The sequence below is a fragment of the Mycobacterium paragordonae genome, assembly GCF_003614435.1.
Classification (GTDB): Bacteria; Actinomycetota; Actinomycetes; order Mycobacteriales; family Mycobacteriaceae; genus Mycobacterium; species Mycobacterium paragordonae.
Genome location: NZ_CP025546.1, coordinates 1,282,176 through 1,301,700 on the forward strand (window position 1 = coordinate 1,282,176; position 19,525 = coordinate 1,301,700).

General features: G+C 69.0%; 18 protein-coding genes. 11 read left to right on the forward strand and 7 right to left on the reverse strand.

What is annotated here, in order from left to right; genetic code table 11:
* Window positions 1–2: 2 nt before the first annotated feature.
* On the reverse strand, window positions 3–827 hold the full coding sequence (locus C0J29_RS06065) for a cutinase family protein (protein ID WP_082977837.1): 825 nt from the start codon (window positions 825–827) through the stop codon (window positions 3–5).
* Between the two features lie 134 nt (window positions 828–961).
* Between C0J29_RS06065 and eccB the strand changes: the two genes are divergently transcribed.
* Window positions 962–2,332 (forward strand): type VII secretion protein EccB, encoded by a 1,371-nt coding sequence (eccB, locus tag C0J29_RS06070; protein ID WP_120791775.1) that lies wholly within the window; start codon window positions 962–964, stop codon window positions 2,330–2,332.
* On the opposite strand, the gene mycP is transcribed toward eccB, so the two are convergent.
* Both mycP and eccD read right to left on the reverse strand, forming a co-directional pair.
* On the reverse strand, window positions 2,297–3,604 hold the full coding sequence (gene mycP, locus C0J29_RS06075) for a type VII secretion-associated serine protease mycosin (RefSeq protein ID WP_120791776.1): 1,308 nt from the start codon (window positions 3,602–3,604) through the stop codon (window positions 2,297–2,299). The two genes, eccB and mycP, sit on opposite strands and share 36 nt — an antisense overlap.
* A complete protein-coding gene (gene eccD, locus C0J29_RS06080; RefSeq protein WP_120791777.1) occupies window positions 3,601–4,923 on the reverse strand; it encodes a type VII secretion integral membrane protein EccD in 1,323 nt (440 codons plus the stop codon). The genes mycP and eccD overlap by 4 nt, the downstream gene beginning before the upstream one ends.
* A 93-nt stretch (window positions 4,924–5,016) precedes the next feature.
* On the opposite strand from eccD, the gene eccCa reads away from it, so the two are divergent.
* The 9 genes from eccCa to C0J29_RS06125 all read left to right on the forward strand — a co-directional run bounded on the left by eccCa (window position 5,017) and on the right by C0J29_RS06125 (window position 14,659).
* Entirely contained in the window at window positions 5,017–8,553 is a 3,537-nt protein-coding gene (eccCa, locus tag C0J29_RS06085) for a type VII secretion protein EccCa (RefSeq protein ID WP_120791778.1), read from the forward strand.
* Entirely contained in the window at window positions 8,550–9,722 is a 1,173-nt protein-coding gene (locus C0J29_RS06090; RefSeq protein WP_120794582.1) for a type VII secretion-associated protein, read from the forward strand. The genes eccCa and C0J29_RS06090 overlap by 4 nt, the downstream gene beginning before the upstream one ends.
* 68 nt (window positions 9,723–9,790) lie before the next feature.
* Window positions 9,791–10,117, forward strand: coding sequence for a WXG100 family type VII secretion target (locus C0J29_RS06095; protein WP_120791779.1), 327 nt, complete (start codon window positions 9,791–9,793; stop codon window positions 10,115–10,117).
* Window positions 10,118–10,130: 13 nt separating this feature from the next.
* Window positions 10,131–10,427 (forward strand): WXG100 family type VII secretion target, encoded by a 297-nt coding sequence (locus C0J29_RS06100; RefSeq protein WP_065043529.1) that lies wholly within the window; start codon window positions 10,131–10,133, stop codon window positions 10,425–10,427.
* A gap of 195 nt (window positions 10,428–10,622) precedes the next feature.
* On the forward strand, window positions 10,623–11,066 hold the full coding sequence (gene rplM / locus C0J29_RS06105) for a 50S ribosomal protein L13 (RefSeq protein WP_055579855.1): 444 nt from the start codon (window positions 10,623–10,625) through the stop codon (window positions 11,064–11,066).
* A complete protein-coding gene (gene rpsI, locus C0J29_RS06110) occupies window positions 11,063–11,530 on the forward strand; it encodes a 30S ribosomal protein S9 (RefSeq protein WP_370530873.1) in 468 nt (155 codons plus the stop codon). Before rplM ends, rpsI begins: the two co-directional genes overlap by 4 nt.
* Before the next feature lie 119 nt (window positions 11,531–11,649).
* A complete protein-coding gene (gene glmM / locus C0J29_RS06115) occupies window positions 11,650–12,987 on the forward strand; it encodes a phosphoglucosamine mutase (protein ID WP_065043528.1) in 1,338 nt (445 codons plus the stop codon).
* A 44-nt stretch (window positions 12,988–13,031) separates the two neighbouring features.
* Entirely contained in the window at window positions 13,032–13,319 is a 288-nt protein-coding gene (locus C0J29_RS06120; protein ID WP_120791780.1) for a DUF7162 family protein, read from the forward strand.
* A 2-nt stretch (window positions 13,320–13,321) separates the two neighbouring features.
* The gene (locus C0J29_RS06125) at window positions 13,322–14,659 is read left to right on the forward strand and encodes a hypothetical protein (RefSeq protein WP_120791781.1); all 1,338 of its coding nucleotides are present in this window, start codon (window positions 13,322–13,324) and stop codon (window positions 14,657–14,659) included.
* Window positions 14,660–14,661: 2 nt separating this feature from the next.
* Here C0J29_RS06125 and C0J29_RS06130 read toward each other — a convergent pair whose 3' ends face one another.
* From C0J29_RS06130 to C0J29_RS34730, 4 genes are read right to left on the reverse strand one after another with little or no spacing between them, the layout of a single operon-like run.
* Complete coding sequence (locus tag C0J29_RS06130; protein ID WP_120791782.1) at window positions 14,662–15,705, reverse strand: LLM class F420-dependent oxidoreductase; 1,044 nt, start codon at window positions 15,703–15,705, stop codon at window positions 14,662–14,664.
* 36 nt (window positions 15,706–15,741) lie between these two features.
* Window positions 15,742–16,092, reverse strand: a complete 351-nt coding sequence (locus C0J29_RS06135) for a nuclear transport factor 2 family protein (RefSeq protein WP_065046545.1) — start codon at window positions 16,090–16,092, stop codon at window positions 15,742–15,744.
* A 46-nt stretch (window positions 16,093–16,138) separates the two neighbouring features.
* On the reverse strand, window positions 16,139–16,990 hold the full coding sequence (locus C0J29_RS06140) for a dienelactone hydrolase family protein (RefSeq protein ID WP_065046543.1): 852 nt from the start codon (window positions 16,988–16,990) through the stop codon (window positions 16,139–16,141).
* Window positions 16,991–16,999: 9 nt separating this feature from the next.
* Window positions 17,000–17,557: a DUF2510 domain-containing protein gene (locus C0J29_RS34730; RefSeq protein WP_370530872.1), complete on the reverse strand. Its 558-nt coding sequence runs from the start codon at window positions 17,555–17,557 to the stop codon at window positions 17,000–17,002.
* 82 nt (window positions 17,558–17,639) lie between these two features.
* Between C0J29_RS34730 and glmS the strand changes: the two genes are divergently transcribed.
* Window positions 17,640–19,517 carry a glutamine--fructose-6-phosphate transaminase (isomerizing) gene (gene glmS / locus C0J29_RS06150; RefSeq protein ID WP_065046541.1) on the forward strand — a complete coding sequence of 626 codons (1,878 nt, stop codon included), beginning with the start codon at window positions 17,640–17,642 and terminating at the stop codon, window positions 19,515–19,517.
* Window positions 19,518–19,525: the final 8 nt, after the last annotated feature.

The window sequence follows — 19,525 nt, forward strand, 5'->3', positions numbered from 1 at the left end:
TGTCATTGCACCTGAACGACGGGCTGCTGCACCGGAGTGCTGGGAGTGGCAGGCACCTGCGGGGCCAGGACGGGGTTCTGCGGCGCCAGCGCGGGGTTCTGCGGCACGGCACCCGGTATCTGAGGAACCAGAGGCGAGGGCAGCTGGCCGGGCATGTGCGGAGTGCCGTTCATGATCTTCGGCGCGGCGAAAGCGGCGCCCTGAGTGGTGTAGAAGGGCACGTAGCCTTCGGTGTGCCCGCTCCACTCGTTGCCGGAGCCGGCGTGGCAGATCGGGTCCTGCGGATTGCAGTAGTCGACGGCTTTGGAGCCCAGCAGGGTGCTCTTGGTGGGCAGCGATCCGCCCGCCCGGTCGGCGATGTCACCGAAGGTGACCACAGCGGCGACGTTGCCGACGTATTCGGGCGGCAGGGAACTGCCCCAACTGATGCCGCCGATCGGGACGCCGGCCACGATATCCATCACCGACGCGCCCTGCGAGTAACCGCCCAGCACGATCTTGGTGTTCGGGCAGGCGGAAACCGTCGACTTCACGTGGGAAATCACGTCATTGGCTCCGTCGCCGCCGTGCAGCTGCAGCTTGCTCGCCGCGTAGTTCACGCCGTAGGCGCGGATGTTGAGGCCACCCGATTGCTGACGCAGCGAGTCGACGAACGCGTCGCCTACCCGGCCCAAGCCCGGTGCCTCGTTGGTTCCGCGAGCGAACACCACCTCGGCATCCGGGCAGTCATCGGCCCACGCGGACGGGGCAGTGGCGAGCGGGCTGACCGGCAGGACAGCGGCGGACAGGGCTGCGAGGCCCACACCGGCCCGACCGGCGAGGCGCATGAAGTGCTGAAACACGCCGAAATTTTACCCGCGGCGGGGCGGAGCAAAACCTCCACGGTTGTGGATAACGGGTGAGAAGTACCCGCTGAGCGGCCTATCGTCACGGGTGGATCGGGTGAAGACATGGGAGAAATGTGCCTCTGCGGGCGGCGACCTGGCTGCATGTGAGCGGTTACCGCTACCAGCTCCGGCGCATGGAGAATGCGTTGCTGGACGCGCAGACCGACTCACCCGGCAGGCTGTGGCGGGGTTCGCTGACGGCGGGCTGTGTCGTGACGGTCGTCGCCTTGGCGGGTTGCTTGTTTCTGAGCCGGCTGTGGCCCCAGCCAAGTCTGGGCGATGCCCGGATCGCCATGGGGCAGACATCCGGGGCGCTGTACGTGAAGGTCGGTGATGCCTGGCATCCGGTGCTCAACCTGGCGTCGGCGCGGTTGATCGCGGCCACCGCTGCCAATCCGCGGCAAGTGCCAGAGTCTGTGCTGGCCCGAACGAAACACGGTCCGCTGGTGGGTATTCCGGGCGCTCCGGAATTGATCGCCCCGCCGCTGCCGGCGCGGGAATCGTACTGGACGGTGTGTGACTCCGATGGCGGCGCGGGTACGACGGTCCTGCTGGGGGCGGATCTGCCGGTCGGCCGCGTCGGGGCGGGGCAGGCGCTGCTGGTGGCCGCCGGCACCGGGGCGCCAGCGTACCTGTTGTACCGCGGCCGGCGCGCGATGGTGGACCTTGCCGAGCGCGCCGTCGTGCGAGCACTGAGGTTGCAGGGCCGGACACCGCACGTGGTCTCGCAGACTTTGCTGAACGCGGTTCCGGAGGCGCCGCCCATCGCGGTGCCCCGCGTCCGGGGTGCGGGTACCCCGGCAGGAGCGTGGCTGCCCGGACTACGGGTTGGCGATGTGCTGCGAATCACAGGGGCTGCGGGCGAAGAGTTCTACGTCGTGCTCAGCGCCGGAGTCCAGCGAATCAGCCAGGTCGTCGCGGACCTGCTCCGGTTCTCCGGTTCGAGCGACGTCACCACCGTCGCCCCGGGCCTGCTGCGTACCGCACCCAATGTCGACGCATTGCCGGTCGCCGGGATCCCCGAGCAGGTGCCGTCGGACGCCGGGGGTTCGACGTGGTGTGCGGAGTGGACTCCCGCTGCGGCGGGTCAGCCCGATATCGCGTTCCTGGCCTTCCCGGCTGCGCCGGCCGTGGCACTGGTGCGACTGGCGCAAGCCGACGGTCCCGGACCCGCGGTGGACGCCTTCTCCATCGCTGCGGGCCGCAGCGCGTACGTGGCAACGCAGAGCCGGGTCGGGGACAGGACGCGGGTGGACACCCGCTATCTGGTGACCGACACCGGGGCTCGGTTCGCGGTCCACGACGAGGAAGCGGCCCGTCTTCTCGGACTGCCGGCGATGCCGGCGCCGGCGCCGTGGCCGGTGCTGGCGACATTGCCGTGCGGACCGGAATTGAGCCGGGACAAGGCGTCAGTCGCGCGCGACACGGTCCCGCCGGGACCCTGACCGCCGAGTCGTCGCCAGCGCTCCCGCGAGGAGCATCAGGCAGATCGCGGCGCCCACGAGCATGCGGGGCCGATTTTCCCGGGGAGTAACTGCTGCGGGCGTGGGCACATCGAGTGGCTTGGGCGCGGGTGCGGCGTTGGGCGGGCTTTCGATGCAGACGGCAGCGAGGGCGTCGATGGTGCCGTTGCCGACGAACGGGTCCCATCCGGCGGCGGGATGGTGCGCGGTGGCCTCGATGCGCTGCATCACCTGGCGGGCGGTCAACTCCGGGAACCGCGCCCGGATCAGCGCGGCCAGCCCGCTGACCGCCGGCGCCGCGTAGCTGGTGCCCGAGATGGGCGATCGTCCGTCGACCCGGTTCACCAGGCCGTCACCGGCCGGGTTGAGCGAGGTCACACCCTCACCCGTAGCGGCGACGTCCACCCACGGCCCGGCCAGCGTGAACGATGACGGAATGCCCTGGGGATCAACCGAACCGACCGTCAGCACGTAGTCGTCGTACCAGGCCGGGCTGACCACCACCGCGACGGTGTCGCGAGTGACCCCCGCGGGCTGGGACGGGCAATGCGCTCCACTGTTACCGGCTGCCGCCACCACGACGGCGTTCTTGACGTCGACCGCGTATGCCAGTGCGGCACCCAGTGACCGGTCGTCGGGTGCCTCGGCGACCGGCGTGCAGGCGACCGACGAAATGTTGATGACGGTGGCGCCGAGATCGGCGGCGGTGCGCACGGCCCTGGCCAACGTCTCGACGTCACCGACGCCCTCACCGGAGCGGTTGTCGGCCGGTCCGAACTTAACGCTGGACTGGCGGATGCTGATCAATGTGACGTCGGGGGCGATTCCGCTGAAGGTGGGATCTGTTGTAGCGCCGATGATCCCGGCAATCAGAGTGCCGTGGGCGTCGCAGTCCTGGGTGCCGTCGCCGGTGGAGACATAATCACCGCCGGCGACCACCTCCTTCAGTCGGGGGTGCCGGTGGACGCCGGTGTCGATGACGGCAACCCGCTGCCCCGAGCCGCGGGTGAGTTGCCAGATCTGCGGCAGGTCGAAGCCCGCAAGCTGAGCCGGGGCATCGGAGTTGTCCGGTTCCGCCGTCGCCACCGCACACGTCTCCCGCTGTACGGTGCGTTGCACGGGTGACGGCAACGCCGGCGGGGGCAGCCACTTTTCGTCGACCGCGGGAGGCGTGACCGCCCGCGCCGGCGGTATCGCACATTGGGACACCAGCACCGCGGCAAGCAATGGGCCCACCACCCGGACCGTGCTCATGTGCGGAGCGGGCCCAGGCCCCGGACGGCGCCGAACGCGCCACACGTCCAGCATGTCAGCGGGGCCACTAGCGCGAGCGCGACGCAGCCCACTGCGTGGACGCCGCGGCGCACCACCGGCGTGACGGCGGGAGCCACGAAACCCAGGTATATCGCGGCGGCGGCCGCTGTCGATGCCAGCGCGGCGATCCACGGCGCCTGGTGCGGCAGGTGGGCGGTGGCAATGACCAATGTCGTTGCCAGCGTGCTGATTCCGATGATCGCGAACGGCAGTTGTCGTGGCCGGTCGGTCCGGGTGTGCAACAGCAACACGGCTCCGGTGACCGCCCCCAGCCCGATGGCCCGCTGCGCGGCGAGCGCGGCCGTGACGGCGGCGATGGCCGCGGCCGCCGCGAAGCCGGCCCGCAGACTCGTCAGCCGGCTGTCGGCGCGCACAGCCCTGGCCGCCAGTTCGCTTTCGGGCCTTTGGTCATCGCCGTCGATGCTGGGCACCAGGCCGGCCGATCGGATCGACAACCACGGTGCCGCCTCGATCAGTCCGAGGCAGGCGAGGGCGGTCACTGATCCGACGGCGTGTGACGGCGCTCCGGTGACGATGCTCGCGAGCGCCGCCACCGCCGCGATCGCGGCAGAGCAGGCCGTGGCGGCCAGTATGACCACGCCACAACGGATCACGCGGATCGCCAGGACCGCCGTCGCACCTGCCGCCATCGCGGCGAGCAACACATTCGGGGCACCGAGAGTGCCGCGCACCGCAAGCAGACCGGCCAGCGCCGCCGACGTCGCGGCAATGAGGCTGAGCGTGAGGCCGGCGATCGGGTCGCGGCGGATGCGCAGGATGACGACCGCGACGATCAGCGCGGTGACCGCGGCGGTACCCGCCGCAGCGGCCGCGGTGTCGGCGCGGCCGGGGTTCCCGCCGACTGAGCGAATCAGTGCCAACGCACCGGCGGCGGTGAAGCACGCAGCGGCCAGTGCGGCGATGAGCCGCCGCCTGGATCGCGGCGGGCTGCCCAGCGCCGCGGACACCGCTTGGACATCGTCGTCGTAGCGCACGGCCGGAGGCGCCGGCGGCTGCGGGCTCAGTACGAGCGCGGTGCCGTCACGAATATCGTTCTGCCGCAATGTCGTCGAGTGCGGTAGCGGCGAGGCGCCGAGTCGTGCCAGGTGGTAGCGCGTCCCCGGTGTCACACCACCTATTGCGTCGGCAATCGATGGAATCAACTCCGCGACGGGCACGGAAGCGGGCAATGTCAGGTCGACGGAGGCGCTGCCGGCGTGGACGGCGACACGGCGCAACTCCGGATCGGTAGTCGGCATCCCTGGCACGTTAAGTGGTTGGCAGGGGCTGCGTTTGCACTTATCCACAGCTGAATTGTCGTGACTCTCGGTGCCGTTTAGTGTCGTCGAACTATGGCTGCGGTCATCGAAGTCGCCGCCCCGCCCGAGGTGCCGCGATCGGCGTCCCCGAGCACGATGCTGCCCGTCGTGATGGCCGTTGTGGCTGTGGGTGTCACGGGGACGGTGTTCCTCACCGGTTCTCCCGCGGCGCGCAGCCCCGCGCTGTTGGCCGCGCCCGCGATGATGCTGGCGTCGCTGGTACTGACGGTCGGGCGCGGTCGGCGCCGTGGCACGGCGATCGGCAGCGACCGGGACGAATATCTCGAGTACCTGCGCGACTTGCGGCCGAGAGTCATCGAAGCCGCTCGCGCACAACACGCTTCGCTGATGTCGTGGCGTCCGGAGCCGGACAGGCTGTGGACATTCGTCGGTGGCCCCCGCATGTGGACGCGACAGCCCGCCGAGCCGGAGTTCTGTCGGGTCAGGGTAGGTGTCGGGAGTACCCCGCTCGAACCCCGGCTGGCGGTCGCGACGGCGCCTCCCGCGCAGCGGTGTGATCCGGTCACCGCCTGCGCCTTGAATCGTTTCGTGCGAACCCATTCGACGCTCCCCGATGCGCCGATCGCGATCTCGCTGCGTGCGACGAACACAGCGACCTTCGACGGTGACGCGGGTCGGGTGCGCGGGCTGCTCCGCGCAATGGTGTGCCAGCTGGCGGTTTCACACCCACCCGGGAAGTTGCTGATCGTGGCTGCCGTGACGGACCGCGCCGAGTGGGACTGGCTGAAGTGGTTGCCGCACAATCAACATCCCAGCGCAACAGACCTCGCAGGTCCGGTGCGGATGGTGTATTCCACGGTGGCCGAGGTGCGCGCGGGGCTGGCCACCAGCGGGCCGGCGCATGCGGTGGTGATCGTCGACATCGCCGGGAGCCACGACATCGCGATCACTGGTGCGACCGTGCTCCGATTCGGTGATCCGACGCCAGCGTTGACGATCAGGCAATCCGACCGAAGGCAGACGCTGGAGACTCCCGACTACCTCGGCCGGCACGACGCAGTCGTGTGCGCACGCCGAATAGCGGCGCATGCCGGTACCGCGAAGGAAGCTGCCGACCCGGCCGGTGTGCTCGGCATCGGCGCCGACCCGATTGCGTTGTGGCACAACCAGGACCGGCGGGACCGATTGCGTGTTCCGATCGGTGCCACCCTTGACGGCCGACCCGTGTTGCTGGACATCAAAGAGGCGGCCGAGGAAGGGATCGGGCCGCACGGGCTGTGTGTCGGGGCCACCGGGTCGGGCAAGTCCGAGCTGTTGCGCACCGTCGCCCTGGGCATGATGGCGCGCAACCCGCCGTGGGTGCTGAATCTGCTGCTGATCGACTTCAAAGGGGGCGCAACGTTTCTCGAATTCGCCCGGGCGCCGCATGTGGCATCGGTCATCACCAACCTCGCCGACGAGGCGCCGCTGGTCGCCCGGATGCGGGAGGCGCTGGCGGGCGAGATGAACCGCCGACAGCAACTGCTGCGTGCGGCGGGTAACTTTCCCAGCGTCGCGGCATACGACCAGGCGCGCGGACCCGGATCGCCGCCGCTGCCGACCTTGTTCATCATCGTCGACGAGTTCTCCGAACTGCTCAGTCAGCATCCCGATTTCACCGATACGTTCGGTGCGATCGGGCGGGTCGGCCGGTCCCTCGGCATGCACCTACTGCTGGCCAGCCAACGGCTTGACGAGGGGAGGCTGCGTGGACTGGAAGCCCACCTGTCCTACCGGATCTGCCTGAAAACCCTGTCCGCCGGCGAGTCGCGTGCAGTGCTGGGCACGACGGATGCATACGAACTGCCGAGCACGCCGGGAGCGGGGCTGCTGCGGGCCGCCGATGGAGAACTGGTCCGTTTTCAGGCCGCATTCGTGTCCGAGCCGTCGCAAGCCGGCGGTGCGGGAAACCCGGCAGTGCCGGAGGTGCAGCGGTTCACCTCCGAAACCGTTGGGGCTGAGCGGGATCGGGAGCCGATACGCGGTCCGTCCCTCCTGCAGGCCATCCTCGACCGCCTGGAGCACCAGGGGCCGCCTGCCCACCAGGTGTGGTTACCTCCGCTGGATGCGGCGCCCTGCCTCCGCGAGCTGTTGGCTGATCGAGCGCCCGGGCCTCTCACCGTTCCGGTCGGCGTCGTCGACCGGCCCTACGAGCAGTGCCGCGCGCCGCTGCTGGTCGACCTGTCGGGCGCCGCCGGCAATGTCGCCGTCGTCGGAGCGCCCCGCTCGGGTAAGTCGACGGCGCTGGCCACCCTTATCACCGCACTGGCCGCTACCCACGGTCCCGGGCAGGTGCAGTTCTACTGCCTCGACTTCGGCGGCGGAGCCCTGTCCACCCTGCGCGACATCCCGCATGTCGGCGCGGTCGCCGACCGGACACAGCCCGAACTCGTCTGGCGGATGGCCGCCGAGGTGGAGTCCACCGTGCACGCGCGAGAGTTGCGCCGCCGCGAAAGCGGTCCGGGTGACTCTCTTCCGGACGTGTTTCTCGTCGTGGACGGCTGGGCCGGCCTGCGCCAGGACTTCGAGACGGTTGCAGAATCGATCATTGCGCTTGCGGCTTTGGGACTTTCGTACGGTGTCCACGTGATGGTGTCGGCGACACGATGGGCGGAGCTGCGGCCGGCGCTGAAGGATCAACTCGGTACCCGCATCGAGTTACGGCTCGGCGATCCCGCGGATTCCGAAGTCGATCGCCGTCAGGCCCGGCAAGTGCCGCCCGACCGTCCCGGTCGCGGTCTCTGTCTTGAGGGCCTGCACATGATGGTCGCCCTGCCGGGACGGGAGGGGCTGGTGTTGCAGAGCGGCGGCCCCGCCGCACCGCCGATACGGCTATTGCCCACCCAGGTCGATTACGACACCGTCATTGGTGATCACGAGACCCGGATCGTGCTCGGCCTCGAGGAAATCCAATTGGGGCCGGCCACAATTGATTTCGAATGTCAATCACACCTGCTGATACTTGGCGACAACGGCTGCGGCAAGACCGCTGCGCTGCGGACCCTGTGCCGCGAGATCGTCCGCACCCACCCCGCCGAGCAGGCCCGAGTTTTCCTGGTCGACTTCCGGCGCACGCTGCTCGGCGTCGTTACGTCCGAGCATCTGGGTGGGTACGCCATGATGCCCGCGGCCCTGGGGGTTCTGGTATCGGGCCTGGTTGAGCTGCTGCAGGCGCGGGTGCCGGGCGTCGAGGTCACCCAGGCGCAGCTGCGGGCGAGAACTTGGTGGACCGGGCCTGAGATCTACCTCGTAGTCGACGACTACGACCTGGTCACCACGTCGACCGCCAACCCGCTAGCGCCATTGCTGGAATATCTGCCGTATGCGGCCGATTTGGGAGTGCACGTGATTGTCGCCCGCCGAAGCGGGGGTGCCGCGCGAGCATTGTTCGAGCCGGTGCTCGCCGGGCTGCGCGACCTGGGCTGCATGGCCCTGGTGATGAGCGGTCGCGCTGAGGAGGGTGCCCTGCTCGGGTCGAGGCCACCCGTACCGCTACCGCCCGGCCGCGGCACCCTGATTACCCGCCCCGGCGTCGAGCAGCTGGTGCAGGTGGCGTGGAGCCCGGAGTGAGGGTGCACCGCGCCGTGATCGCGGCAGGACCCGGTCGCATCAGCCGAACATGTTGCACGACAGCCGAAACCGACGGCAGCTTCACGGCAGCGCTGGACGCGGTGGACGACCCGGTGGCGTTGGTGGACGAGCGGCCGGTCGCCGTCGCCGCGCTGTGGTGCACCGTGTTGCGGGTTCTGATCGACGGGCACCGCGGGGCGCTCGTGGTGTGTCCGACGTGGTGGTCGACGAGCCGGGTCGAACTGGTCACCACGGCCGCGCGCACGGTGGCCGCCGATGAGGTTGTCGTGTGCACGCGGGCTTCGATTCTGGCACAACAGAATTCGGCGGTGCTGGTGGAGATCGCCGAACGGCTGGTGGCCATCTCGGGAAGCGACGTCGTCGCCGTGCCGCGCCGCACCGACGAGCAGGCCCTCGTCGATGAGGTTGCCGCCGTCCTCAAAGAGCTGACGCCGCGCAACCTGGTGATCGACGTCGCGACCGCAGTACCGGGCGCACCCCGGCTGGCGCGATTGATCGCCGAGGCCGTCGGAAGCCGGCACGTCGTCACCACCGTCGACGACGCCGCGCTGACGCGACTGGCCCACGTAACCGCGTCGGTTCCCGACGGTGCACGGGTCGTGTCCGGCGGCGGTCGAACTCTGGCGCGGCTGGCGGTCGCGGGCCTCACGATGACCGCGGCGGGGCTGGCGCTGCCCGCGGTGACCGCCGAGCAGCCACGCCCGGCGGCCCGGGCGGAGCCGACGACCGTTCTGGTCGAGGGCCAGGTGGCGCTGACGATCCCGGCCGGCTGGCTCACCCGGCGGGTCATCACCGGCCCGGGCTCGGCGCGGGTCCAGGTCACCTCGCCGTCCGATCCCGAGGCGGCTTTGCACGTCACGCAGACGCCGACACCCGGCGAGACGCTGGCCGGTGCCGCCGACCGGTTGCGCCGGGCGATCGACGCCGAACCGGCCGGCGTCTTCGTCGACTTCAACCCGGCCGGAGCCGGCGCCGGCCGTCCGGCAGTGACCTATCGCGAAGTTCGGGCGACCCACGACGTGCGGTGGACGGTGCTGCTCGACGGGTCGCTGCGGATCAGCATCGGATGCCAGAGCCGGCCCGCCGCCCGGGACGCCGTCCGCGACGCCTGTGAGCAGGCCGTGCGGACCGCTCATGCGGTGGGTTGAGCCCGCGAAATCGGTGGAACCAAACCGCGGCGCCGGGGGTCGAATATTCGGAGAGACGGGAGAACCAGATGAGCACTCCGGCCAGCGCCAACGCGCTGAACACCGACTTCGACCTGATGAGATCGGTCGCGGCCACCACCGATGTCCGCAACGACGAGATCCGGGCAATGTTGCAGGCCTTCATCGGCCGGATGAGCGCCGTACCGCCATCGGTGTGGGGCGGGCTCGCCGCCGCGCGGTTCAGGGACGTGGTGGATCGCTGGAACGCCGAGTCAACGCGGCTTCATCACGTCCTGCACGACATCGCGGAAACCATCCGCCACAACGAGGTCGTGCTGCGCGAGGCCGGGCAGAGCCACGCCGACCGGATCGCCGCCAGCGCCGGAAACCTCTGAGGGGAGAGCGGCCATGGATCAGACGCTGTCGTATCACTTCGACGCCATCGAGCACTCCGTCCGCCAGGAGATCCACACCACTGCCGCACGCCTGAACGCGGCACTGGATGAGCTGCGGTCGCAGATCGCCCCACTGCAGCAGCTCTGGACCCGGCAGGCGGCCGCCGCCTACCAGGCCGAACAGCTCAAATGGCATCAGGCGGCCACCGCGCTCAACGAGATTCTGATCGAGTTGGGACATGCAGTCCGCGACGGTGCCGACGAGATGGCCGGCGCCGATCGCCGGGCGGCGGGCAGTTGGTCGCGGTAGTCGTTTTGACCTGCGGGGATGCGCGTCGGTAAGCTGCTCCGTTGGCGTGCGGTCACCCACGGGTGCCTGCGGGTACCTACGGGTAAAAGGGGTCTCGGGTCACTGTCGGTCGCCGAGACCACCCCCTGCCGCAAACGCCTGACCGGCCCCCGGTTCGCACCGGGATCCACCCGAGAAAGATATGGAGTAAGCGCTGTGCCTACATACGCGCCCAAGGCGGGTGACACCACGCGGTCGTGGTACGTCATCGACGCCACGGACGTTGTGCTTGGCCGCCTTGCCGTGGCAGCGGCGACGCTGCTGCGTGGCAAGCACAAGCCGACGTTCGCGCCCAACGTCGATGGTGGTGACTTCGTCATCGTCATCAACGCCGAAAAGGTCGCCATCAGCGGCGACAAGCTGCAGAGCAAGATGGCCTACAACCACTCGGGGTATCCCGGCGGTCTGCGTCAGCGGAGCATCGGTGAGCTGCTGCAAAAGCACCCCGACCGCGTGGTGGAGAAGGCGATCGTCGGCATGCTGCCCAAGAACAAGCTGAGCCGTCAGATCCAGAAGAAGCTCCGCGTCTACGCGGGCCCGGAGCACCCCCACACCGCTCAGCAGCCGGTTCCGTTCGAGATCAAGCAGGTGGCGCAGTGACCGAGACCAGTCTGGAAACCACCGAGGTCACCGAGACCGAGGCCGAGGCCCCGGCCGTCAGCGAGTCGTTCGTGTTCGAGCGCCCGATTCAGACCGTCGGCCGCCGCAAGGAGGCCGTGGTCCGGGTGCGCCTGGTGCCCGGCACCGGCAAGTTCGACCTCAACGGACGCAGCCTCGAGGACTACTTCCCGAACAAGGTGCACCAGCAGCTGATCAAGGCGCCGCTGGTGACTGTCGAGCGGGTGGACAGCTACGACATCTACGCGCTGCTCCACGGCGGCGGTCCGTCCGGCCAGGCCGGCGCGCTGCGTCTGGGCATTGCCCGCGCACTGATCGTGGCCACTCCCGAGGACCGGCCGGCACTCAAGAAGGCCGGCTTCCTTACCCGTGACCCGCGTGCCACCGAACGCAAGAAGTACGGCCTGAAGAAGGCTCGCAAGGCGCCTCAGTACAGCAAGCGCTGATCAGCCACCACTTTTTGGCTGCGAGCGTGTGTCAGTCGGCGTGTCGCACGCCTCGACGGCACGCTCGCAGCCAAAAGTGGGTATGAGCACTATCGCTATCTTGTGAGAGGTTTGTCCGCATGGGTCGACTATTCGGCACCGACGGCGTCCGCGGAGTCGCCAATCGCGAGCTGACCGCGGAATTGGCGCTCGCACTGGGTGCGGCCGCGGCGCGGCACCTGGCGAGTTCCACCGGCCCGGGCCGCCGGATGGCCGTGATCGGCCGCGATCCACGGGCCAGCGGCGAAATGCTGGAGGCCGCCGTGATCGCCGGCCTGAGCAGCGAAGGGGTCGACGCGCTGCGGGTCGGGGTGCTTCCGACACCCGCGGTCGCCTACCTCACCGGCGCCTACGACGCCGACTTCGGCGTGATGATCTCGGCCTCGCACAACCCGATGCCCGACAACGGCATCAAGATCTTCGGTCCCGGAGGCCACAAACTCGACGACGACACCGAAGACCAGATCGAGAACCTGGTCGCCGCCGGTCCAGGCCTGCGCCCGGTCGGCGCGGGGATCGGCCGCGTCCTGGACGCCGAGGACGCCGCCGAACGCTATCTGCGCCACGTCGGCAAGGCCAGCACCAGCCGCCTGGACGGGCTGACCGTGGTGGTCGACTGCGCCCACGGCGCGGCCTCCACGGCGGCGCCGAGTGCCTACCGCGCCGCTGGTGCCCGCGTCATCGCGATCAACGCTGAGCCCAACGGCCTCAACATCAACGACCGCTGCGGCTCCACCCACCTGGAAGCGCTGAGCGCCGCGGTCATCGCTCACCGCGCCGACCTGGGGATCGCGCATGACGGCGACGCCGACCGCTGCCTGGCCGTCGACGCCAACGGTGAACTCGTCGACGGCGACACCATCATGGTGGTGCTGGCGCTGGCCATGAAGGAGACCGGTGAACTGGCTTCCGACACGCTGGTAGCGACCGTGATGAGCAACCTCGGACTGCATCTGGCAATGCGGGCCGCCGGCGTGACGGTGCGCACCACCGGTGTCGGGGACCGTTACGTCCTGGAAGAGCTGCGGGCCGGCGACTACAGCCTGGGCGGCGAGCAGTCCGGCCACATTGTGATGCCGGCGCTGGGATCCACCGGTGACGGCATCGTCACCGCCCTGCGCCTGATGACCCGGATGGTGCAGACCGGTTCGTCGCTGGCCACGCTGGCGGCGGCGATGCAGACGCTGCCGCAGGTGCTGATCAATGTCGAGGTCGCCGACAAGGCCACCGCCGCCGTCGCGCCGTCGGTGCAGACCGCGGTGGCGCAGGCCGAGGCCGAACTCGGTGACACCGGACGAATCCTGTTGCGTCCCTCGGGAACTGAACCACTCATCCGGGTGATGGTGGAAGCTGCCGACGAGGACATCGCGCAGCGGTTGGCCGGCACGGTGGCCGACGCCGTCGGCTCCGCCGGCTAGAAACCGGGTGGAACCCCGGCGCCCCGCGTGGCGTCGAACTGGGTATGAGACTTGACAGCGCGGGCGTGCGCGGAATCGCTGACCGGATCGACGACGCGGCGGAACTGATCGACGAGGCTACCTCAAATCATCTGTCGCGGTTGACCTTTGACGGTGCGCGGGCCGGCCGGGCGTATGCCGGATGTGGCGAGAGATTACGTGCTGAGCTCGACCGCCTGGCCGCCGAACTGTCCCAATGGTCGCGGGCGGCAGTCGAGATCGCCGCCGCGTTACGCGCCGGAGCTGATCGTTACGCCGAGGCGGAGTCGTATGCCGCGGCCCGGATCGCCTGATCGTGGTGGCGCGGTTGGATGTTGCGGGGCGCCTGGCTGAAGGCCTGCCCGCGGTTGAGCACACGCAGACCTATCTGCGAGCGTGCGAGCAGATCGGTTACCGGCATCCGGACCTGACCGGCGATCCCGCGCAGATCCGTGACTGGTACGACAGCGAAGAAGGGCTCGACCTGCGTGCCCTCGACGCTGACTGTGCCGCGTTGCGCGCCGCGGGATCGGTGGTGACCGAAGCGCTGCGGTTGCAGCGCGACCAGCTCAACATGTTGGCGACGGTGTGGACGGGGCCGGGGTCCGACGCCGCGGTGGCGTTTCTGCGGCGCCACTGCGAGATCGCCGGCGCGGTGGTCGCCGAAGTTCGCGCGGCGGCCCAGCGTTGTGAGTCGCTGCGGGACAACTTGTGGCAGTTGGTCGACGCGAGGGTCGCGACCACCACCGCGATCGACGACCGCACCCTGGCGCAGCGGCCCGCATGGTTGGCCGCAGCTGCCGCGGTCACCACCGAGGCGTCCGCCCGCGAGGCGGTCGATCAACAGGTAAAACCATACGTAGACAACGACATTCGTCAAGACTGGCGCCCCGCGATGCTGTCCACCCGGGCGGCCGTGACGGCCGCCTACGACATGGTCACCGACCGGTTCGCTGCCGCCTCTGGCGCCTACTTCGAAATTCCCGGCGACTTCGGTGCGTTGGGCCCGCCGCCGCGAGGGTTGGCCGCCGGGACGCTACCCGCGGCCGTTGCCACCCCACTGCCCAGTAGCGCACCCTCGCCGTTCGCGCCGACGCCCACCGCGCCGCAGCCGCCGATTGCGCAAATGCCGGCGCCGGAATCGATCGCCGGGTGGTCCGGCGATCCGGGCCTGCCGGGCGGCTCGGGAGCGCTGGGGAGTGGGGGTGGCCTGGGAGGCTCGGGAGGTTTCGACGGCGTCGACGGTCTCGGCGGCCTCGGAAATCTCGGTGGCCTCGCCAGCCGGATCGTCGCGAGTATGGGCGATCTGTTGGGATCGTCGACCGGCGAGCCGTTCGGCGACGACGACCCGCTCGGCGACGACGACCCGTTCGACGACGGCGAGGACACCCGGCACAAAACGGACCCACTGGAAGAACCGGTAGAGCCGAAATCCCAGACCGCACAACGGCCGCCGAACGCCGCCGTGCCGCCGGGAGACGGCGTCGTGCCGGCTTCGCAGCCGACCGGTGAGGCGCGGCCTGCGACCGCACTACCGGCCCCAGAGACGCCCCCCGCCCCACCGGCCGTCCCGGCGCCCCCTCCTGGACCGGTCCCGGTGGGATCGACGCCCTGCGAGATCGCCGCGAACGAGCTGCCGCAGGCGGGACAGTGACGTCACGGAAGCAGTTGCAGCAGTTCCTCGACGTAGCGAACTGCTTCACCGGCCTCCGCCGTCGCCGGCCGCACCAGCAACGTGGTCACCCCCGACTCGGCGAAGACGGCCAACCGTTCGGCGATGAAGCCGCGCGGGCCGATCAGGGAGACCCCGCGCACCAGTTCGTCGGGCAACGCGTCGATGGCCTCACGTTTGCGGCCGGCCAGATAGAGCTCCTGGATTCGGTCGGCGGCGTCGCCGAACCCGTACCGGGTGGCCAGGTCGTGGTAGAAGTTGCGGCCCCGGGCGCCCATGCCGCCGATGTAGAGCGCCAATTGCGGCTTGATCCAGGCGAATCGGTCCTCGACGTCGTCGCCGATCGCCAGCGCCGTACCCACCATGACATCCAGGGGACCAAGCCCGGGATCGCGCTTGGCGGTGCCGGCCGCCAGGGCCTCACCCCACACCAAATGCGCCTTGTCCGGATAGTAGAACGCCGGCTGCCAACCCTCGGCGATCTCCGCGGTAAGCTCCACGTTCTTCGGGCCCAGTGCCGCGATCGATATCGGAATACGTTCGCGCACAGGGTGATTGATAAGCTTCAGGGCCTTGCCCAAACCAGTCCCGCGATCGGCGGGCAGCGGGATCTGATAGTGCCTGCCGGCGTACTGCAGCGGTTCTTCCCGGCGCCAGATCTGCCGGCAGATCTCAACGGCTTCGCGGGTGCGGCCCAGCGGGGCGTCGAACTCGAGGCCGTGAAACCCCTCGATCACCTGCGGGCCGGAGGTGCCGATCCCGAGGTTGAAGCGGCCACCGGACACGTAGTCCAGGCCGGCGGCCGTCATGGCGAGCAACGAGGGCGTGCGGATGTAGAGCGGCAGCACACCCGAGGCCAGTTCGACGGTGCTCGTCCTGGCCGCCAGAAACCCGAGTTGGCTGATGGCGTCGAAGGCGTAGGCCTCGGCGACCACCGCCACGTCGATCCCGACCTTCTCCAACTCGACGACGCGGTCAACCGCGTCGTGAAAGCCGCCCGAGTAGTCCAGCGCGATCCCGATTCGCATCAACGACACTTACCACGGCTCGCTCCGGGACTCGCGTCAGCCTGTCGCCGTGCCCGTCCAATATTCGGCGAACCGTTGCCCGTCGTCGGCGAGTCGCAGAATGTCGTTGCCGGTGAACCGGACCGGACCATCCGGGCCGTCGCCGGCGCCGACCCAGCGGCCGGCGACCAGGTCGCCGTCGCGCAGCGGGCCGAGTTCGATACTAAAACTCAGATCCTGCAACATGTTTCGCGTCTGCTCGATGATCTGCGTCAGTTCGTCCGGGCCGTGCACTTCACGATCGGGCCAGTGCCCCACGAAGTCATCAGTGACGATCTCCGCCGCGACCGGCCGCCCGGCCCACAGTTCGCTGATCCAACGCCGGTACAGAGTCTGCACGTCTGCCATAAGTGGCTACTACCCGCTCGCGCGCGGCGGGACACACGCGTGCCGATTACTTCAGCAGCGCGACGATCTTCTCTTCGGGAGTCACCAGCGGTGCTTCAGGATCCACCGGGTCGGTTCGGGGCAGCGCCACGTCCGGATCGGCGAAGTCGCGGTAGGTCTTGTCGCCGGCCAGGGTGTAGAGCAGATAGCCGGTCAACAGCGCGCGGACCGCCCGTTGGGTCTTGCGGTCGGAACCGCCCAGCCCCACGGCTTTCGGCAACCGCCGGCCCTCGACCAGGCCGCCCGCTTCCGCCTTGCTGACGATGCGCAGCGTGGCCTTGTCCCACGCGCGGTCCAACGCCAGGGCGTTGGAGTTCAGCGTCTTGGGATCATCCGGCGCGGTCAGAATGAGGCCTGGCACGTCCAGGTCCGCGGCCGGCAGTTCGGCCGGGGGAGCGGTCACCGTCGGGAACAGCGCCGCCACCGCGGCCAGCGGCCTGCCGGACGGCCCGGACATGCCGGCGGCGGCGAACACCGCGGCCGAAGCGCCGAACCCGTGGCCGGCCAGGCCGAGTTTGGCGGGGTGCACGCTGATCTCGCCGGGGCCCAGCCGCACCCCCGAGACGATGTCCAGGGCCACACCGAGGTCGAAGGCCAGATTCATCACCGACGGGACCAGGCCCCGCTGGGTGTCCGGCGCCCCGGCCACGATGCCCCAGGACGCCAGATGCTCCAGCAGGCCGGCGTATTGGGCGGAGCCGGTCAGCCAGTCGTGCCCGAACGCGATGCCGGGCAGGTTGAAGCCGGATTCCGGGGTGTACACCACGCCGGGCAGGCCGGCAAAGGCCAGGTCACCGCGTAGAACGCGATGTGGACCACGCCGGTTGAGGGCGGCGACGAGCTTGCGGATGCGGGCCACCCGTCGACGTTAGCGGTGTGTCGGTGGATGGGTAAAGGCGGTCCACGTCGCACCGTCCCAGTAGCGCTGCCCGGATTGGCCGGACGGGTCGGGATACCAGCCGGGCGGAATGGCGCCGGGTGCTTGTTGCGGCCACGCTTGCGGTTGTTGAGCGAACGGCGGTTGTTGAGCGAACGGCGGTTGTTGAGCGAACGGCTGTTGTTGAGCCAACGGCTGCTGTTGAGCGAACGGCTGCTGTTGGGCGAACGGCTGCTGGCTGGCCATGGCGTGTGGGTTCTGGGCCAGGGTCCGCACTTGACGGATGGCACGCATGTTGGAGAACAACGCGATCCAGTTGAGCACCACCAGTGACCCCAGGCTCCACCAGCCGGCCAGCAGGCAGTGGGTCTGGGCATCCTTATAGGCCTGCTCACACTGCTGCAACGTGCCGGTGTACCGCGAACTCTGCTGGTGCCAGAAGATCACCGCACCGGTGTGCTTGAGCAAGCCGATCTGAAACAGCGGCCCCGAATAGCCGGCCGCGACGGGCTGCGGATACGGCGCGGGCGGGTGGTACGGCTGTGACACAGCAGACCTTTCATGCAGGTAGAGAGATAAACGATATCGCCGGTCCCGGTGATAATTCAGCACCTGCACTACCCTGGTCAGAATGTGCGGAATCGTCGGCTACGTCGGGCAGCGTCCTGCCTGCGATGTCGTGATGAACGCCCTGCGCCGGATGGAGTACCGCGGCTACGACTCCTCGGGCATCGCGCTGGCCGACGGCAAGGGCAATCTCACGGTGCGCCGCCGCGCCGGCCAGCTGGGCAATCTGGAGGCGGCGCTCGCCAAGATGGCTCCGGCCGAACTGTCCGGCACCACCGGCCTGGGCCACACCCGCTGGGCCACCCACGGCCGCCCCACCGACCGCAACGCGCACCCGCACCGCGACGCGGCCGGCAAGATCGCCGTCGTCCACAACGGCATCATCGAGAACTTCGCCGCGCTCCGTCAGGAGCTGGAGGCCGTAGGCGTGGAGTTTGCCAGCGACACCGACACCGAGGTCGCGGTGCACCTGGTCGCCCGGGCCTATCACCACGGCGAGACGGCCGGTGACTTCACCGCATCGGTGCTGTCGGTCCTGCCCCGGCTGGAGGGCCACTTCACCCTGGTCTTCGCCAACGCAGACGAACCCGGCACCATCGTCGCCGCCCGCCGCTCGACTCCGCTGGTCATCGGCATCGGGGAGGGGGAGATGTTCGTCGGCTCCGACGTCGCCGCATTCATCGAGCACACCCGCCAGGCGGTCGAACTCGGCCAGGACCAGGCAGTGGTGATCACCGCCGACGGCTACCGGATCACCGACTTCCACGGCAACGATGACTTGCAGGCCGGGCGCGAGTACCGGGAATTTCATATCGACTGGGACCTGGCCGCCGCCGAGAAGGGCGGCTACGAGTACTTCATGCTCAAAGAGATCGCCGAGCAACCAACAGCGGTCGCCGAGACGCTGCTCGGCCATTTCGTGGACAACCGCATCGTGCTCGACGAGCAGCGGCTGTCCGACCAGGAACTGCGCGAAGTCGACAAGGTGTTCGTCGTCGCCTGCGGCACGGCCTACCACTCAGGTCTGCTGGCTAAGTACGCGATCGAGCACTGGACGAGACTGCCGGTGGAAGTGGAACTGGCCAGCGAGTTCCGGTACCGGGACCCCGTGCTCGACCGCAGCACGCTGGTCGTCGCCATCTCCCAGTCCGGCGAGACGGCCGACACCCTGGAAGCGGTCCGGCATGCCAAGGAGCAGAAGGCCAAGGTGCTGGCGATCTGCAACACCAACGGCTCGCAGATCCCTCGTGAGTGCGACGCGGTGCTCTACACCCGAGCCGGGCCGGAGATCGGGGTGGCCTCCACCAAGACGTTCCTGGCGCAGATCACCGCCAACTACCTGGTGGGTCTGGCGTTGGCACAGGCCCGCGGCACCAAGTACCCCGACGAGGTCGAACGCGAATACCGCGAACTTGAAGCGATGCCGGACCTGGTCGCCCGGGTGATCGCGGCGACCGATCCGGTGGCCGAGCTGGCGTACCGGTTCGCGCAGTCGTCGACGGTGCTGTTCCTGGGCCGCCACGTCGGTTACCCCGTGGCCCTGGAAGGCGCGCTCAAGCTCAAGGAACTGGCATACATGCACGCCGAGGGGTTCGCGGCCGGAGAACTCAAGCACGGACCGATCGCGCTGATCGAGGACGACCTGCCGGTCATCGTCGTCATGCCGTCCCCGAAAGGGTCGGCGACACTGCACGCGAAGCTGCTGTCCAATATCCGCGAAATCCAGACCCGGGGCGCGGTGACCATCGTGATCGCCGAAGAGGGAGACGAGACAGTTCGTCCCTACGCCGACCACCTGATCGAAATACCCTCGGTGTCAACACTTTTGCAGCCGCTGTTGTCGACCATCCCGCTGCAGGTGTTCGCCGCGTCGGTGGCCCAGGCCCGTGGCTATGACGTGGACAAGCCGCGTAATCTGGCGAAGTCGGTGACAGTCGAATAGACGGAGAC

Excerpts from the sequence above, each read along its gene's own strand:
- C0J29_RS06065 (WP_082977837.1), bottom strand. The coding sequence starts at position 827 with ATGCGCCTCGCCGGTCGGGCCGGTGTGGGCCTCGCAGCCCTGTCCGCC.
- mycP (WP_120791776.1), bottom strand. The coding sequence starts at position 3,604 with ATGAGCACGGTCCGGGTGGTGGGCCCATTGCTTGCCGCGGTGCTGGTG.
- eccD (WP_120791777.1), bottom strand. The coding sequence starts at position 4,923 with ATGCCGACTACCGATCCGGAGTTGCGCCGTGTCGCCGTCCACGCCGGC.
- eccCa (WP_120791778.1), top strand. The coding sequence starts at position 5,017 with ATGGCTGCGGTCATCGAAGTCGCCGCCCCGCCCGAGGTGCCGCGATCG.
- C0J29_RS06095 (WP_120791779.1), top strand. The coding sequence starts at position 9,791 with ATGAGCACTCCGGCCAGCGCCAACGCGCTGAACACCGACTTCGACCTG.
- C0J29_RS06100 (WP_065043529.1), top strand. The coding sequence starts at position 10,131 with ATGGATCAGACGCTGTCGTATCACTTCGACGCCATCGAGCACTCCGTC.
- glmM (WP_065043528.1), top strand. The coding sequence starts at position 11,650 with ATGGGTCGACTATTCGGCACCGACGGCGTCCGCGGAGTCGCCAATCGC.
- C0J29_RS06120 (WP_120791780.1), top strand. The coding sequence starts at position 13,032 with ATGAGACTTGACAGCGCGGGCGTGCGCGGAATCGCTGACCGGATCGAC.
- C0J29_RS06130 (WP_120791782.1), bottom strand. The coding sequence starts at position 15,705 with ATGCGAATCGGGATCGCGCTGGACTACTCGGGCGGCTTTCACGACGCG.
- C0J29_RS06135 (WP_065046545.1), bottom strand. The coding sequence starts at position 16,092 with ATGGCAGACGTGCAGACTCTGTACCGGCGTTGGATCAGCGAACTGTGG.
- glmS (WP_065046541.1), top strand. The coding sequence starts at position 17,640 with ATGTGCGGAATCGTCGGCTACGTCGGGCAGCGTCCTGCCTGCGATGTC.